The sequence below is a fragment of the Marinobacter azerbaijanicus genome, from assembly GCF_030250645.1.
Taxonomy (GTDB): Bacteria; Pseudomonadota; Gammaproteobacteria; order Pseudomonadales; family Oleiphilaceae; genus Marinobacter; species Marinobacter azerbaijanicus.
The window spans coordinates 750,994-764,701 of the sequence record NZ_JASSVS010000001.1 but is presented as its reverse complement, the minus strand read 5'-3'; the positions used below and the strand labels follow the sequence as shown (position 1 = coordinate 764,701).

Here is a 13,708-nt window from a genome sequence, read left to right as displayed (position 1 = left end):
ACAACGCCATCGATGAGCTATTGCCCCACAACTGGAAGCCGGCTATACCTGACAAGGTGTGATGGGCGGACGCTTACTGAATAACGGCCGCATCTCACGTAGAATTGCGCATCTTCAATATAGAACCCTATTCGGCCTTAGTACACTGAACCCTGGTTGGTGGGGCGGTAGCGACTCGGGTAGTGCGCACTTTCTGCGCCTGAGCGCTCTGGCAGCGAGTGAGATCAGCACCTCATGGCAAAGATACAAAGAGAGAAAGAATGAAGTTATTAGTGACAGGTGGGGCAGGCTTTATTGGCTCGGCGGTGATCCGCCACATTATCGCAAATACGAACGATAACGTGGTCAACCTGGACAAACTCACCTATGCCGGCAACCTGGAAAGCCTTGCAGAAGTAAGCGAAAGCACTCGTTACGCTTTTGAGCAGGTAGACATCTGCAATCGTGCCGAAGTAGACCGCATATTGGCAGAACATCAACCAGACGCCATCATGCACCTGGCTGCTGAAAGCCACGTTGATCGCTCCATAGATGGCCCAGCAGCTTTCATTGAAACCAATATAGTCGGCACCTACACCCTGTTGGAAGCCGCCCGCCACTATTGGCAAGGCATGGACGAACAGCGCCGCACCAGCTTCCGCTTCCACCACATAAGCACAGACGAAGTCTATGGTGATCTGGCAGAATCCCCCTCTCCCCTTGCTCCTCTCCCGCCAGGGGAGAGGGGGGGTGACTCTGAACAGCCCGTAGGTCGGATAGAGCGCAGCGAAATCCGACAACCAGGTGCGCTCCCCCTATTCACCGAACAAACTCCCTACGCCCCAAGCAGCCCTTACAGCGCCAGCAAAGCCAGCTCCGACCACCTGGCAAGAGCCTGGCAGCGCACCTACGGCCTGCCGGTTCTGATTACCAACTGTTCCAATAACTACGGCCCCTACCATTTTCCGGAAAAGCTCATTCCATTGGTTATTCTAAATGCCCTGGAAAACAAGCCGTTACCCATCTACGGCAAAGGCGACCAGATTCGGGACTGGCTCTACGTAGAAGACCACGCCCGCGCTCTCTACAAGGTGGTCACGGAGGGCCAGCGGGGTGAAACCTACAACATCGGTGGCCATAACGAAAAACAGAACATTGAGGTAGTACAGACCATCTGCGACATCCTCCAGGAGCTGCAGCCTCGGGACAAAAGCTACCGGGATCTCATCACCTACGTAAAAGACCGTCCCGGCCATGATATGCGTTATGCCATAGACGCCAGCAAAATCCAGAAAGAACTGGGTTGGATACCGGAAGAAACCTTTGAAACCGGTATCCGCAAAACCGTGCAGTGGTACCTCGATAATCTGGAGTGGTGCCAGCGGGTGCAGGATGGCAGCTATCAACGGGAGCGATTGGGTGCTGGCGTATGAACATACTACTACTCGGTAGAACCGGCCAGGTCGGCTTCGAGCTCCATCGAAACCTGTCCCCGCTGGGCATCATAAATGCCCCTGCCAGGGCAGAGTTGGACCTGATGGATGAAGAATCCGTTAGCGTTTATCTGGCGAATACCAAGCCGGACCTGATTGTAAACGCGGCCGCCTGGACAGCCGTAGACGCAGCGGAAGAGCAGCGAGCTGCCGCTGAAAGCCTCAACGCTGGGCTGCCAGCGCAGCTGGCGGAATACGCCGCCGCCAACAACATTCGCCTGGTGCACTATAGCAGCGACTACGTCTACCCCGGTAGTGGTGAAACTCCCTGGCAGGAAGCCAGTCCCACGGGTCCTTTAAGTCACTACGGCGAGACGAAACTTCAGGGTGATCAGGCCATAGAGCAAAGCGGGGCGGATTACCTCATCTTCCGCACCAGCTGGGTTTATGGCGCCCGTGGCAACAACTTCATGAAAACGATGCTGCGACTGGCGAAAAGTAAACCTGAACTGAATATCGTCGCGGACCAGATTGGTGCTCCGACACCTGCCCGCCTTATTTCACAGGTCACCACCTTGGCCGTCCACAGCCAACTGGAAAAGGGCTTGTATCACCTGGCCCCACGTGGTGAAACGAGTTGGCAGGGGTTCGCCACAGAAATATTCAAACAGGCCATTGAGGCAGGAGAGGAGCTAACCCTGAACCCCAACAATGCCCATCCCATACCCACCAGCGGCTATCCGACGCCGGCGCAAAGGCCGCTGAACTCAAGGTTAGATGTAACCAAGGTTGAGCGGGCTTTAGACATCCAGCTTCCGGATTGGCAAAGTCAGTTGGCACTCACGTTGGGCGAATATCTGGAGAACCAATGATGAAGGGCATTATCCTGGCCGGGGGTTCCGGCACACGTTTATACCCAATCACGAGAGGAATCTCCAAGCAGCTCCTCCCGGTGTACGACAAACCCATGATCTATTACCCCCTGTCGGTTCTCATGCTGGCTGGCATACGGGATATACTTGTCATTACAACGCCGGAAGATCAGGATGGCTTCAAACGCCTTCTTGGGGACGGCAGCCAATGGGGTATTGACCTTAGCTACGCTGCCCAACCCCGCCCGGACGGTCTGGCACAGGCCTTCATCATTGGCGAAGACTTCATCGGAAATGACAGCGTGTGCCTGGTGTTGGGTGACAACATCTACTATGGCCAGGGCCTGAGCAAAATGCTGCAAGCTGCAGCCAAGCGTGACAAAGGCGCCACTGTGTTCGGCTATCAGGTGACAGATCCCGAGCGTTTCGGCGTGGTGGAGTTTGACGAGCATCAGCGTGCCATCTCCATTGAAGAAAAGCCGGACCAGCCGAAATCCGATTATGCCGTCACTGGCCTGTACTTCTACGACAATGACGTAGTTCGTATCGCAAAACAGGTACAACCCTCCGCCCGCGGCGAACTGGAAATAACCAGTATCAATCAGGCGTACCTGGAAAGGGGCGACCTGAACGTGGAGCTGCTGGGCCGCGGCTTTGCCTGGCTGGATACTGGTACTTTCGATTCTCTGCACGACGCTGCCAGCTTCATTGAAACCCTGGAAAAGCGCCAGGGGTTGAAGATCGCCTGCCTGGAAGAAGTGGCTTTCCGAATGGGTTTTATTGGCAAAGAGGAGCTGCTGTCGGAAGCTGAAAACCTCAGGAAGAACAGCTACGGAACCTATCTCAAAAAGCTGGCCAGAACAGCCAAATAAGTGACCTGCATGAACATCATCAAAACCACAATTTCAGACGTATTTCTCATTGAGCCTAAGGTGTTTGGAGATGAGCGTGGCTTTTTCATGGAAACGTGGAATGAAAAAGCCTTCCGTGAAGCTGGGATTAATGCCGCATTCGTACAGGATAATCACAGCCGTTCTGTCAAGAATACCCTTCGCGGTTTGCATTATCAGATTCAGCAGCCCCAGGGCAAGCTGGTACGGGTAACGCGGGGCGAAGTGCTCGATATAGCGGTAGATCTTCGGGCGGAATCACCCACTTTTGGCCAGTGGGTAGGGGAGTACCTGTCGGAAGAGAACAAACGCATGCTGTGGGTGCCACCGGGATTTGCGCATGGGTTTCTGGTAACCAGTGAAACAGCGGATTTTCAGTATAAGTGCACTGATTTCTATGCGCCTCGCCATGAGCGCACCATACGTTGGGACGACCCTACCTTGAATATTGACTGGGACGTAGAAAACCCGGAAGCCCTTTTGCTGTCCGCAAAAGACCTGGAGGGGCAAACCCTGGAGCAGGCCCGGGAAGAATTGAGAGAGCATTACTGAATGATACCTGTCACCAAGCCTTACCTCCCCAATAGGGAGAAGCTCGACCGATACCTGGATGGCATATACGAACGCCAGTGGCTGACCAACAATGGCCAACTAGTGCAGGAACTGACCCGCCGGCTTGAAGAGTATCTGGAAGTGGATAACCTGCTGTTGGTGGCTAACGGCACCCTTGCGCTTCAGATTGCGTACCGGGCGCTGGGAGTGAGTGATTCGCGCTCAGACCAGTATCCGGAAGCAATCACTACTCCCTTTAGCTTTATTGCGACAGCCAGTTCCCTGAAATGGGATGGAGTAGAACCGGTATTCGCGGATATCGATTCAAAAACCTGGTGCCTCAACCCTGAAAACATCGAAATGGCAATCACCCACAATACGCGCGCGATTGTTCCAGTGCATGTGTTTGGCAATGCCTGCGATGTGGAAGCCATAGATGCCATTGCCCGGAAACATACCCTGAAAGTCATCTATGATGGTTCGCACGCCTTTGGTGTCAAGTATAAGGGCGGTAGTTTACTTGAACATGGTGACGCTGCCACTTTGAGCTTCCACGCTACGAAACTGTTCCACACGGGAGAGGGTGGGGCGATTGTGTTCAAGCGTAAGGAGGATCTCGAGCGAGCAAAGAAGATGATCAACTTCGGCATAACTGGGCCGGAGACAATCGAAGAACTGGGTATCAACGCCAAGATGAATGAGCTTCAGGCAGCGATGGGGCTCTGTGTACTGGATGAAATGGAAGAAAATCTTAGGGCAAGGGCGAATGTGTGGCAGGAATACGAGAGTGCCCTGGCCCAAAGCCTGCAGTTTCAGGCCAAACACCAGGCTCTAGGCTACAACTACGCCTACTTTCCCGTGCTGTTTGAGAACGAAGAACAGACGAGGCGGGTGCTTTCTGTTCTCAAAGAGAACGGTGTTCTGGCTCGCCGATATTTCTATCCGTCGCTGGAATCGGTAGCCAGTCTGGGAGTGCACCCTCCACAGCCTGTTTCTGGTTCAATTTCCCGGCGGATCCTGTGCTTGCCGATTTTTGCCGATTTACAGAAAGCTGAGGTTCAGGCTATTAGTCAATACATACTGGAAACGCTGGAAAGGTAAGGTTGCAATCGTAATGAAGAAAAAGTTACTGGTGTTTCCCTGTGGTTCGGAGGTCGCTCTCGAAATATACAGGTCATTGCGGTATAGCATTCATTTCGACCTGATTGGCGCTTCCAGTGTTGATGACCATGGCAGGTTCGTATTCAACAACTATATTGGCGATGTGCCGTTTCATAATGCTCCCGGCTTTATCAATGCGCTTAAACAAATCGTCGAGAGGGAGAAAATCGACGCCATCTTTCCGGCGATGGACTCTGTAGCGAAGACGCTCAAAAGCAATGAAAAGGAGCTTGGATGTGTTGTTATAGGCTCTAGTTCCAAAACTACCGAGCTTTGTTCATCCAAGTCAGCTACCTATGAATGGTTGCAGGAAAAGATTTCATGCCCGCGCTGGTCAGATGCGCTTCAGGAAGTGCGGCAGTATCCGGTATTCATAAAGCCCGATGAGGGGTATGGGTCACGAAACGTGTTTCGTGCCTCCAGTAAAGAAAGCGCACAGAAGTTCATTGATGGCAGTCCCGATACGCGATTTGTCTTCTGTGAATACTTGCCCGGGGAAGAGTACACGATGGACTGTTTTAGCTCTTCACAGGGTAAGCTCCTGTTTTGTGGTGCCCGGCAACGAATCCGCGTGAGTAATGGGATTAGTGTAAACACGATTGAAACCGAAAAGCATCATGACGTATTCCAAAGAGCCGCTAGAGTAATTAATGACGTTTTAAGACCCCGAGGCGCCTGGTTCTTTCAGATGAAAGAGAACGCTGATGGCGAACCGACTCTTCTTGAGGTTGCCGCCAGGCTTGGAGGTTCGTCGTCCTACTTCCGTGCAAAAGGTGTCAATTTTGCGTTGCTCAGCGCCTTTGATGCATTTGGTCTTCCTGTTGATGTGAACACCAACGACTATAAGGTCGAGCTGGACAGGGCATTGGGCAGTCGGTTCCGATTGGATGTTCGCTACGAGAATGCCTATATAGACTTTGATGACTGTTTGCTGTTGGACGACAGTGTCAATTCAGAACTTATAGGTTATATATTTCAAGCCAGAAACAAGGGTGTCCGGATCATATTGATAACCCGGCATGCCGGTGATCTGGAAGAAATGCTCAAAAAACATCGATTGTCTGATATATTCGATGAAATAATACATATTAAAGACAGGCTTCCTAAATCTCAGTTTATTGAATATAAAAATTCGATATTTATTGACGATTCGTTTGCGGAGCGTTCAGAAGTTAAACGAACACATGGGATTCCTGTGTTTTCTCCAGATATGATAGAAATGTTGGTGGACTAAGTTGAAAATATTACACGCATATTGCTTAAACCATAACTTGGGTGATTATGCCCTGGGATTTGGCGTTAAAAATCTTCTAAGAAGGTATCTTCCTGTTGATCTCATTGCGGAGACAAATCTTCAGGGCCAGGTTTTTGACGAATATTATATTGATAATGTTGTTAATAAAAAATATGACCTCCTTGTAATAGGTGGAGGTGGCATAATTCATGGTGCCCATTGGCCAAATGGCTGGTTTTGGCTTATCAAAGAAGAACTGATTGACCGTATAAAGATTCCTTTTGTTGTTTATGGAGCGGGCTACAACTATTTTGAAGATGAGCAGGGCATTCCTGAAATTGGCAAAAAACATCTGCTCAAAACGATTGAGCGTGCCAGCTTTTTCTCGCTCAGAAACGACGAAAGCGTAACGAGATTCAGCCAGCAACTCTCGGTTGATGTGAGAGAGGTGCCGGACCCGGGGTTCCATATCAATCTTGGTCGAGAATATGAGTGTAACGAACCTGATCCCTTCGTCTTGATCCAACTCGCTAATGACAAGCCAGAACATCGGTTTGGTAGCTCAGAGTCGCAGAGTTCCTTTGTGGATGAGCTGCGAACAGTTGTGGAGAAGCTCGCCAGGTCCTACAAGGTTATATTCGCCCCACACGTTTATGAGGATATTGAGCTGAGTGAGAGGGTAGCTCAGGGAATTCAGAATACGGAAGTCTGGCCGTTCTCCGATTATGCGTTTGACCGCACCCAGGATTGTCTTGGGTTTTATCAGAAGGCTGAATTTGTACTGGCCATGCGTGGTCATGGGCAGATTGTTCCGATCGCCTTTGACACTCCGGTTATCGCTCTGGAGAACCATCCCAAACATGGGGGCCTGATGAGAAAGCTGGATCTGCATGATTATAGTTTGGCGATAAATTCGGAGAGGTTTTCCGAGCAGCTTTTGCAAAAAATATCACTGCTTGAGGAAAATTATGAAGAGTATGTTGGTAAGTTAGGGCACATTAACGAAGCTCTTGGAGATTGGTCAAAACAAGCGATGGAGGAACTCCATCAGGCCGTCGTTGAAAAAGCATAACGGAACATGAGCAATCCCAACATATGAAGGACATCAACCGGAAAATTGGGATTGGAGTGCTTTGGAATTTCGCCGGTTTGTTCATGACTCGCGGGGCTTCGACGCTTTTTACCATTTTCCTGGCTCGCATACTCGCGCCGGACATATTCGGCCTTGTTGCCATGGCGACCGTGGTGTTCGAGTTGTCGAATGCATTGGTCAACTCCGGCCTCAGTCAGGCACTTATTCGCAGTAAGTCGGTCACAAAAGCAGATCTGAGCACGGTATTCATAACGAATCTGGTGTTGAGTAGTTTGGTGTACGCCGCTCTATTTTTCGGAGCACCCTTTGTAGCGGAGTTTTACAGCCAACCAGAGCTGACCAATCTTATCCGGGTAGTTGGGCTGATTGTATTCATTAACGCAACCAAGGTTGTGCAGACAGCCATACTCAGCCGTGAGATGAACTTCAAAGCCCAGATGCAGGCAAACACCACTGGAGTGGTGGTATCTGGCGCTCTGGCCCTATATCTGGCCTACACCGGGTGGGGCGTCTGGAGTCTAGCTGCACAAATGCTAAGTTCCGCCCTGGTATCAGCCATTATCTTATGGTTGGCAAGCAGCTGGCGTCCGGCGCTACAGTTCAGCATGGAGTCACTGGCGAGGTTGTTCGGATTCGGTAAAAACCTGGTTGCTGAAGCTTTCCTGCAGATTCTTTTTGAAAACTCCTATGTGTTGGTCATTGGTCGATTTTTCAGTGCTGAACTGACAGGCCTGTACTTCTTTGCGCAGAAAATTACCCAGTTGATATCCCGACAGTTAACTTACGCGGTTCAGCAGGCTACCTTTCCGGCGTTATCAACATTGCAAGATGACAACTCGGCCTTGCGGACCAAGTACAGTCAGATTCTGCAGATCATGATGATCATGATTGCCCCTGTGATGGCATTGCTGGCGGGGTTGGCAACACCCCTGTTTAATATCCTGTTTGACGACCAATGGCACGCTGCTGTGCCATACGTGCAGTTATTCTGTGTGGTCGGGGCAATCTATCCCCTGCACGCCCTCAACGTTAACCTTCTCAATGTAAAAGGTCGTTCAGATCTGGTGCTGAAAGTGGGGTTGCTCAAAAAAGCCGTGAGTCTTTCGTTGCTATTCCTTGCGATACCCTACGGCGTCAAAGGTATTCTGGTGGGGCAGATCATAGGGTCATTATTGGCGCTGATTCCAAATACCTATTTTTCCAAAAAGTTGGTGGACTACAGTCTGGCCGCGCAGATGCTGGATGCGGCCAAACCGATACTTGTTGCAACCGTTGCCGGGGGGGTTGCCTTCGGGGTATCGAGTCTCCTCGCCGCTCAGCCGCTCTTGTCGTTGTTATGCGGAGGAGTTGCAGGCGTTACAATGGGCGTGGTTTTGAGTATTGCGCTCAAAATTCAGGGCATCAGTTACGTAGTCAGTCGGTTTAAGTTTCTGCAACCGATCAGAAGGTTTCTTTGAGTTGGCAAACGAGAGGTATTGGTGACGCGCTTTGTTATATACACCCCCCTGTACCGGGAAAATAGCGGGGGTATTATTGTTCTTCACAAGTTGGCAAGCCTCCTCAGAGCCATGGGCCATGATGTTAAAATCTGGCCTCAGCAGAAACCTGCAATTTACGAACTGGCGACTGTTCCTGGCTGGAAAAAAGCCGTCCTTTGGGCTAAATGGCGGGCTCTCGGTCTGTTAGGCCGAAAAGATCTAAGGTCCCCATACCGGTTGAGTGTGGCTCGACATAAAGATATCAACGATTCGATTGTTTTGTACCCGGAAATTGTTGCCGGAAATCCGCTTCGATCATCAAAGGTAGTCCGGTGGCTTCTTAACAAGCCAGGAGCCATCAGTGGAGTGGTCGATTTCGGGGAAAATGATTTGTTCTTTTTCTATCAGGAGAAGTTTAATGATTGGGCCCTTAACCCTGACACAAACAACCGGCTGACCGTTACCGAATTAATGAGCGACACCTATGTCAGCGAAAACACGGGCACTCGTAACGGCCAGTGTTACATGGTCCGTAAGGGAAAGAACCGCGCACTTGATTACCACGACAAAAATGCCGTCAGGGTTGACGGCGTCTCCCACAAGGAATTGGCAAAAATCTTCAACGAGTGTAAGTACTTTATCTGTTATGACCCTTACACGATGTATTGTCGTTATGCCGCGATGTGCGGTTGTATTCCGGTGGTTGTGCCAGAAAACGGTGTAACAAAAGAAGAGTGGCGTCCTGAAATATATAACCGGTATGGCATTGCCTATGGCTGGGACGATGTGCCTTGGGCGGTAGAGACGAGGCCTCAGCTCATGGAGTTCCTTTCCGAATCAGAGAGGAGGAATGAGGAGCTGGCACGGAACTTTGTTGCTACGGTAGAGAAGCGTTTTTCCGACTAAATCAGCCTTCACACTGGGTGACTACAAGCAGACATGAAAGTATCAATAGCCATGGCCACCTATAACGGTGCCCAGTACCTTGCAGCCCAACTTCAGAGCTTTGCAGACCAGACCCGGCCGCCAGATGAACTGATCATCACGGATGATTGCTCCAGCGATGAGACAGAAAGCATTGTCAGGCGCTTTATGGAAGAAGCTCCTTTTACGGTTGAGTTCCATCGCAATGACAGAAATCTGGGTTATTGCGGCAACTTCAACGCTGCATTAATGAAAACAAATGGTGACCTGGTATTTCTCAGCGACCAGGATGATGTGTGGCTTCCCGAAAAGATCGAGCACATGGTGGGCCTGGCCGAGGAACATCCTGATGCACTTGTCCTGATGAACGATGCGGCGCTCACAGACTCGGATCTTAATGAAGTCGGCCTTACCAAGCTAGGTCAGATTCGTTCCGCCGGCATACCTCTTGAACGGTTCGTAATGGGATGCTGTGCCTGTGTGCGTCGGGAGCTGCTGGATTTGTGCCTGCCCATACCTGGAGGCCTCAGAGGGCACGATGACTGGGTTGTCGGTCTGGCGGGAAGCTTGAATGCGAAGTTTGTGGAACCGAAAACACTCCAGTATTACCGTCGCCACGAATCCAACGAGTCGCAGTTTATCGCTAATAGAACATCCAGAGTGACTCGGTCCCAGGCTTTTTTTCACGCGGTTCAGGTTTCTCTCGAAAAAGATGCGCCTGAAAGAGTCCGGGCTAACGTTGACCAACTGAAAATATTTATGAGAGGTGTTCAGGACATAGAACAACGAGCGCCCGTTAAATATCAGAGGGAACTGTTGGAATTCAGGGAATCAATTCAGGCCAGAATTGAAACAGAGGAGCGGCGTATTGATGTCCGCAGAAAATGGATCGTTCCAAGAGCTCTGGGGGTTATGTATTTATTGGTCAATGGTGGCTACCGGCAGAGCAATGGGATGAAATCTGCATTAAGAGACCTTGTTGGCTAAGAGTACTCACTAGCTTGGGCAAAGCATGACTTCTTTTCCGGTTCTCCGTACAATCGCGTCGCTCGGCGGGCATGTCGATTGCACGGGTTTTTGAATCACAGGATCTCCATATGAATAATGAACACCGCTCTCCGGAGCCAACTCATAGCGATATCAGGCTGGTCGATGCTGCTGTTATCCTTGTAAGGCACTGGGTGGCATTTTTCCTGGGCTTGTTATTGGTTCTGGTAGTGGGAGTGTTTTACGCAGTAACCGCCGACGATAAGTACGAGTTTATATCGCTTTATCAGTTGGCAGAGCAATCGTCTGGAGAATGGCTTCAGCAGCCTGCTTCACTTGTTGCGCGGGTGGAAAACCGCATTCTGCCGCAGTATGAGTCCTCATTTCAGCAGGATGAGGGGCATTTGATGCCTTTTGGGATGGCGGTTTCCAGTCCTGAGAAAGCTGGGATTTTATCGATCGTAACGATTGCTGAGGACTCGAAAAGCGATATGATCGAAAGCGCCCATCGCCATGTGTTGTCTGTCCTGGAGGAAGAACAAAATCGGCTGTTAGATGCTGCCCGCTCCAGTCTTAAAAAAGAGATCGCAGACATCGATGCACTGCTTGAGGAAGGCCGGGGAGAAGATTCTTCAGTGTCCTACGCGGGCGAGTTGTATCGCACAAGAGCACAGTTGACCTCTGATCTTAATAGTACGGAACCGGCCGAGGTGATTAATGCTGCCCAGCGAAGTCTCCGTCCTGTTGGTCCCAATCGCAAACTGGTAGTTGTGGGTTCTGTCATTGGCGGTATATTTTTCGGAATTGTGCTCGCTTTCCTGAGCGATTTTGTAAGCCGTGTCCGCTCAGCATTGCGCAACTAATGGCGGCAATTAGAAATATTGTGGCTATCTGAATGCGTATCGCTTTTCTGTCGGTTATGTTTCGTCACCCGCAGTCATCCCAACAACGGGGCGGCGGTGAAATCTCTAATCGTCTTTTGCTGGAATCGTTGGCCGTATCCCACTCCGTTTGCGTTGTCTGTGCGGTGGGTACGGAACTTTGGGGCGAAAAGGTAAACGGTGTCCGTTATTACGATCTGAGCGTTTTGTTGGGCAAACGCTGGTTTGGGTTTCTGGCGAGTGGGTTGGCGAAGCTTCTTTTTACCACCTTGGCGCCTGTTGTGCTTTTGCGTCTCAAGCCCTCTGTGGTTCTTGTTTCTACGCTGGAGCATAGTGCGGCATTGCGCTACCGGCGATGGGGAGGGGTACCTGTTGGGGGCTTTTTAAGAGCTTACGAAAACTTTCGGTTGGGGCGCTCGTTTTCAGCAAGCAATGTCAGGGCGCGGTTGCAGCAACTGCTATATGGGGATTTTCACCAACACAACGTCAACAGGCTTGATTTTGTACTGCCAAATAGCAGGTATTTTGCCGGTGTGTGCAAGGAAGAGTTCCCTGTTCCCAGGCAATATGTTGTCTATCCTCCTGTGAATGTTGAGCCCGCAAAGACCGATCGCTTCGATGGTTCCTTGCGACGCGTTGCGATGGTTTCCAACGCGAAGCATAAAGGTGGGCGGCTCTTCGTAAAGTTGGCAGAGCGCTTTCCGGATATGGAGTTTCACGTGATTGGTTACCGCGAGGAACATGCGGTGGCCGGAGACAGAGATATCCCCAATCTCGTCTGTCATGAGTGGGCACCTGATGTTGCCAGAGTTCTCGGCCAGATGGATGTTGTTCTGGTGCCCTCCCAATGGCAGGAGCCGTTTGGCCGCGTAGCGGTTGAGGCGCTTCAGGCCGGTAGCTGTGTGCTGGTGTCCGATGCTGGAGGTCTCCCGGAGGCAGTTGGTGATTGCAAAGCACTGGTTGTTTCGGCGAAGGACATTGATGCCTGGGAGAAGCGTTTGCTGGAGATCAAGGCAGATTCCACAGAGTTTTTGGCCCAGAACGAAGAGGCCAGGTTAATGGCTGACAGGTTCCGGTTATCAAGGCAGGCGGATGCTCTTGAGCGCGTGCTGGAAAAGGAGGTCGGCCGGTTTGAATCGCGCAGCAAGTGACAGTTTATGAATATATATGCTTTATTCGCCCTGTTGAATGGGGCGCTTGCCCGGTTTCTGGCGCCTTTGCGCGATGGCCAGTGGGTTTTATTGTTTGTAGTCGGGACGGTCGCTTCACTGTTTGTGTTGAGTATTCAGGACCTGCCGGATGTTCCTGTGTACAAGGATATGTTTCAAAATACCCCCGCTCTCTGGGCGGTTATCACCGATCCATCGGTGTTGGCGTCCATTTATGGTGAGCCGGGCTACTTGGTTGCCAATTCTGTTATCAAGACTATCTACCAAGATTATGGTGTTTTCCGGTTTATTGTGGTTTTCGCTGCTTTAGCTCTTAAGCTTTGGGTGATTCGCAGGCTTTCACCAAACTATGCATTTGCGGTTTTTTTCTACTTTGCACTTTTCTTCTACTTCGATTCGTTTGTCCTCCGGCAGTCTCTTGCGGCTGCTCTTATCGGTGTCGCTCTTTATTGTTTGTTCCGGGGGCATCGAGCCTGGTTTGTGCTGTGGAGTTTGCTAGCCGCTAGCTTCCATGTCAGCGCTCTTTGTGTTTTGCCGCTCTATTTTTTCATCCGTTTTGATCCGAGCCGGCTGTTAGCCTTGACCATTGTTGTTGCTGCACTTGCCCTTGGAGCAATCAATGTTGGCAATTTGATGATAGATCTGGTTATCCAATATAGCGGGTTCGATTACATATCGCGGAAGCTGATTCGGTATACAACCAGCGCCCATTCGGAAAGTCTGGGCCTTTTTCGTGGATCGACCATGTTGTATACGTTGGCGCTGCTGTGTTTTGCGGCGTTGCGCCCATGGCTTCGTGACAGGTTGAGGTACTACCCTCAAATACTGGTGGTTTGTCTCTACGCCTATTTGCTGTTTGTTGGTTTTAATTCGTTTGGCATAATGGGCGATCGTCTCTTCCGTTTGTTCGGTTTATTTTTCTGCGTTGTGTTTGCCTCATTCTCTCTTTGTATTAACAGGGACGATCGGTTTGTTTTTGCTGTGGCAATCATTCCTATCTCTGTTCTGGTGCTTTTTGCCATGTCACCAGACCTGTTGTTAACAGGGCTCTGATC

General features: G+C 50.6%; 13 protein-coding genes. All 13 read left to right on the top strand.

What is annotated here, in order from left to right; translation table 11 throughout:
* Window positions 1-260 precede the first annotated feature (260 nt).
* The 13 genes from QPM17_RS03500 (at window position 261) to QPM17_RS03440 (ending at window position 13,706) form a co-directional block, all read left to right on the top strand.
* Window positions 261-1,412: a dTDP-glucose 4,6-dehydratase gene (locus tag QPM17_RS03500; protein WP_285388777.1), complete on the top strand. Its 1,152-nt coding sequence runs from the start codon at window positions 261-263 to the stop codon at window positions 1,410-1,412.
* On the top strand, window positions 1,409-2,284 hold the full coding sequence (gene rfbD / locus QPM17_RS03495; RefSeq protein ID WP_285388776.1) for a dTDP-4-dehydrorhamnose reductase: 876 nt from the start codon (window positions 1,409-1,411) through the stop codon (window positions 2,282-2,284). The genes QPM17_RS03500 and rfbD overlap by 4 nt, the downstream gene beginning before the upstream one ends.
* Complete coding sequence (rfbA, locus tag QPM17_RS03490) at window positions 2,284-3,156, top strand: glucose-1-phosphate thymidylyltransferase RfbA (protein ID WP_285388807.1); 873 nt, start codon at window positions 2,284-2,286, stop codon at window positions 3,154-3,156. Before rfbD ends, rfbA begins: the two co-directional genes overlap by 1 nt.
* Window positions 3,157-3,165: 9 nt before the next feature.
* Complete coding sequence (rfbC, locus tag QPM17_RS03485; protein WP_285388775.1) at window positions 3,166-3,726, top strand: dTDP-4-dehydrorhamnose 3,5-epimerase; 561 nt, start codon at window positions 3,166-3,168, stop codon at window positions 3,724-3,726.
* Window positions 3,727-4,827: a DegT/DnrJ/EryC1/StrS family aminotransferase gene (locus tag QPM17_RS03480; RefSeq protein ID WP_285388774.1), complete on the top strand. Its 1,101-nt coding sequence runs from the start codon at window positions 3,727-3,729 to the stop codon at window positions 4,825-4,827.
* 13 nt (window positions 4,828-4,840) lie between these two features.
* Window positions 4,841-6,121 carry an ATP-grasp domain-containing protein gene (locus tag QPM17_RS03475; RefSeq protein ID WP_285388772.1) on the top strand — a complete coding sequence of 427 codons (1,281 nt, stop codon included), beginning with the start codon at window positions 4,841-4,843 and terminating at the stop codon, window positions 6,119-6,121.
* Between the two features lies 1 nt (window position 6,122).
* Window positions 6,123-7,193 (top strand): polysaccharide pyruvyl transferase family protein, encoded by a 1,071-nt coding sequence (locus QPM17_RS03470; protein ID WP_285388770.1) that lies wholly within the window; start codon window positions 6,123-6,125, stop codon window positions 7,191-7,193.
* A gap of 23 nt (window positions 7,194-7,216) precedes the next feature.
* On the top strand, window positions 7,217-8,671 hold the full coding sequence (locus tag QPM17_RS03465; RefSeq protein ID WP_285388767.1) for a lipopolysaccharide biosynthesis protein: 1,455 nt from the start codon (window positions 7,217-7,219) through the stop codon (window positions 8,669-8,671).
* Between the two features lie 21 nt (window positions 8,672-8,692).
* Entirely contained in the window at window positions 8,693-9,598 is a 906-nt protein-coding gene (locus tag QPM17_RS03460; RefSeq protein ID WP_285388766.1) for a hypothetical protein, read from the top strand.
* Window positions 9,599-9,649: 51 nt separating this feature from the next.
* On the top strand, window positions 9,650-10,603 hold the full coding sequence (locus QPM17_RS03455; RefSeq protein WP_285388765.1) for a glycosyltransferase: 954 nt from the start codon (window positions 9,650-9,652) through the stop codon (window positions 10,601-10,603).
* A gap of 110 nt (window positions 10,604-10,713) precedes the next feature.
* On the top strand, window positions 10,714-11,466 hold the full coding sequence (locus QPM17_RS03450; RefSeq protein WP_285388763.1) for a hypothetical protein: 753 nt from the start codon (window positions 10,714-10,716) through the stop codon (window positions 11,464-11,466).
* 32 nt (window positions 11,467-11,498) lie between these two features.
* The gene (locus tag QPM17_RS03445) at window positions 11,499-12,635 is read left to right on the top strand and encodes a glycosyltransferase family 4 protein (protein WP_285388762.1); all 1,137 of its coding nucleotides are present in this window, start codon (window positions 11,499-11,501) and stop codon (window positions 12,633-12,635) included.
* A 6-nt stretch (window positions 12,636-12,641) separates the two neighbouring features.
* Entirely contained in the window at window positions 12,642-13,706 is a 1,065-nt protein-coding gene (locus tag QPM17_RS03440; RefSeq protein WP_285388760.1) for an EpsG family protein, read from the top strand.
* The last annotated feature ends 2 nt before the right edge of the window (window positions 13,707-13,708 follow it).

Bases quoted from the DNA above. Each gene is read 5' to 3' on its own strand.
- QPM17_RS03445 (WP_285388762.1), top strand. From the start codon at position 11,499: ATGCGTATCGCTTTTCTGTCGGTTATGTTTCGTCACCCGCAGTCATCC.
- rfbA (WP_285388807.1), top strand. From the start codon at position 2,284: ATGAAGGGCATTATCCTGGCCGGGGGTTCCGGCACACGTTTATACCCA.
- QPM17_RS03475 (WP_285388772.1), top strand. From the start codon at position 4,841: ATGAAGAAAAAGTTACTGGTGTTTCCCTGTGGTTCGGAGGTCGCTCTC.
- QPM17_RS03455 (WP_285388765.1), top strand. From the start codon at position 9,650: ATGGCCACCTATAACGGTGCCCAGTACCTTGCAGCCCAACTTCAGAGC.
- QPM17_RS03440 (WP_285388760.1), top strand. From the start codon at position 12,642: ATGAATATATATGCTTTATTCGCCCTGTTGAATGGGGCGCTTGCCCGG.
- QPM17_RS03465 (WP_285388767.1), top strand. From the start codon at position 7,217: ATGAAGGACATCAACCGGAAAATTGGGATTGGAGTGCTTTGGAATTTC.
- QPM17_RS03480 (WP_285388774.1), top strand. From the start codon at position 3,727: ATGATACCTGTCACCAAGCCTTACCTCCCCAATAGGGAGAAGCTCGAC.
- rfbC (WP_285388775.1), top strand. From the start codon at position 3,166: ATGAACATCATCAAAACCACAATTTCAGACGTATTTCTCATTGAGCCT.
- rfbD (WP_285388776.1), top strand. From the start codon at position 1,409: ATGAACATACTACTACTCGGTAGAACCGGCCAGGTCGGCTTCGAGCTC.
- QPM17_RS03500 (WP_285388777.1), top strand. From the start codon at position 261: ATGAAGTTATTAGTGACAGGTGGGGCAGGCTTTATTGGCTCGGCGGTG.
- QPM17_RS03450 (WP_285388763.1), top strand. From the start codon at position 10,714: ATGAATAATGAACACCGCTCTCCGGAGCCAACTCATAGCGATATCAGG.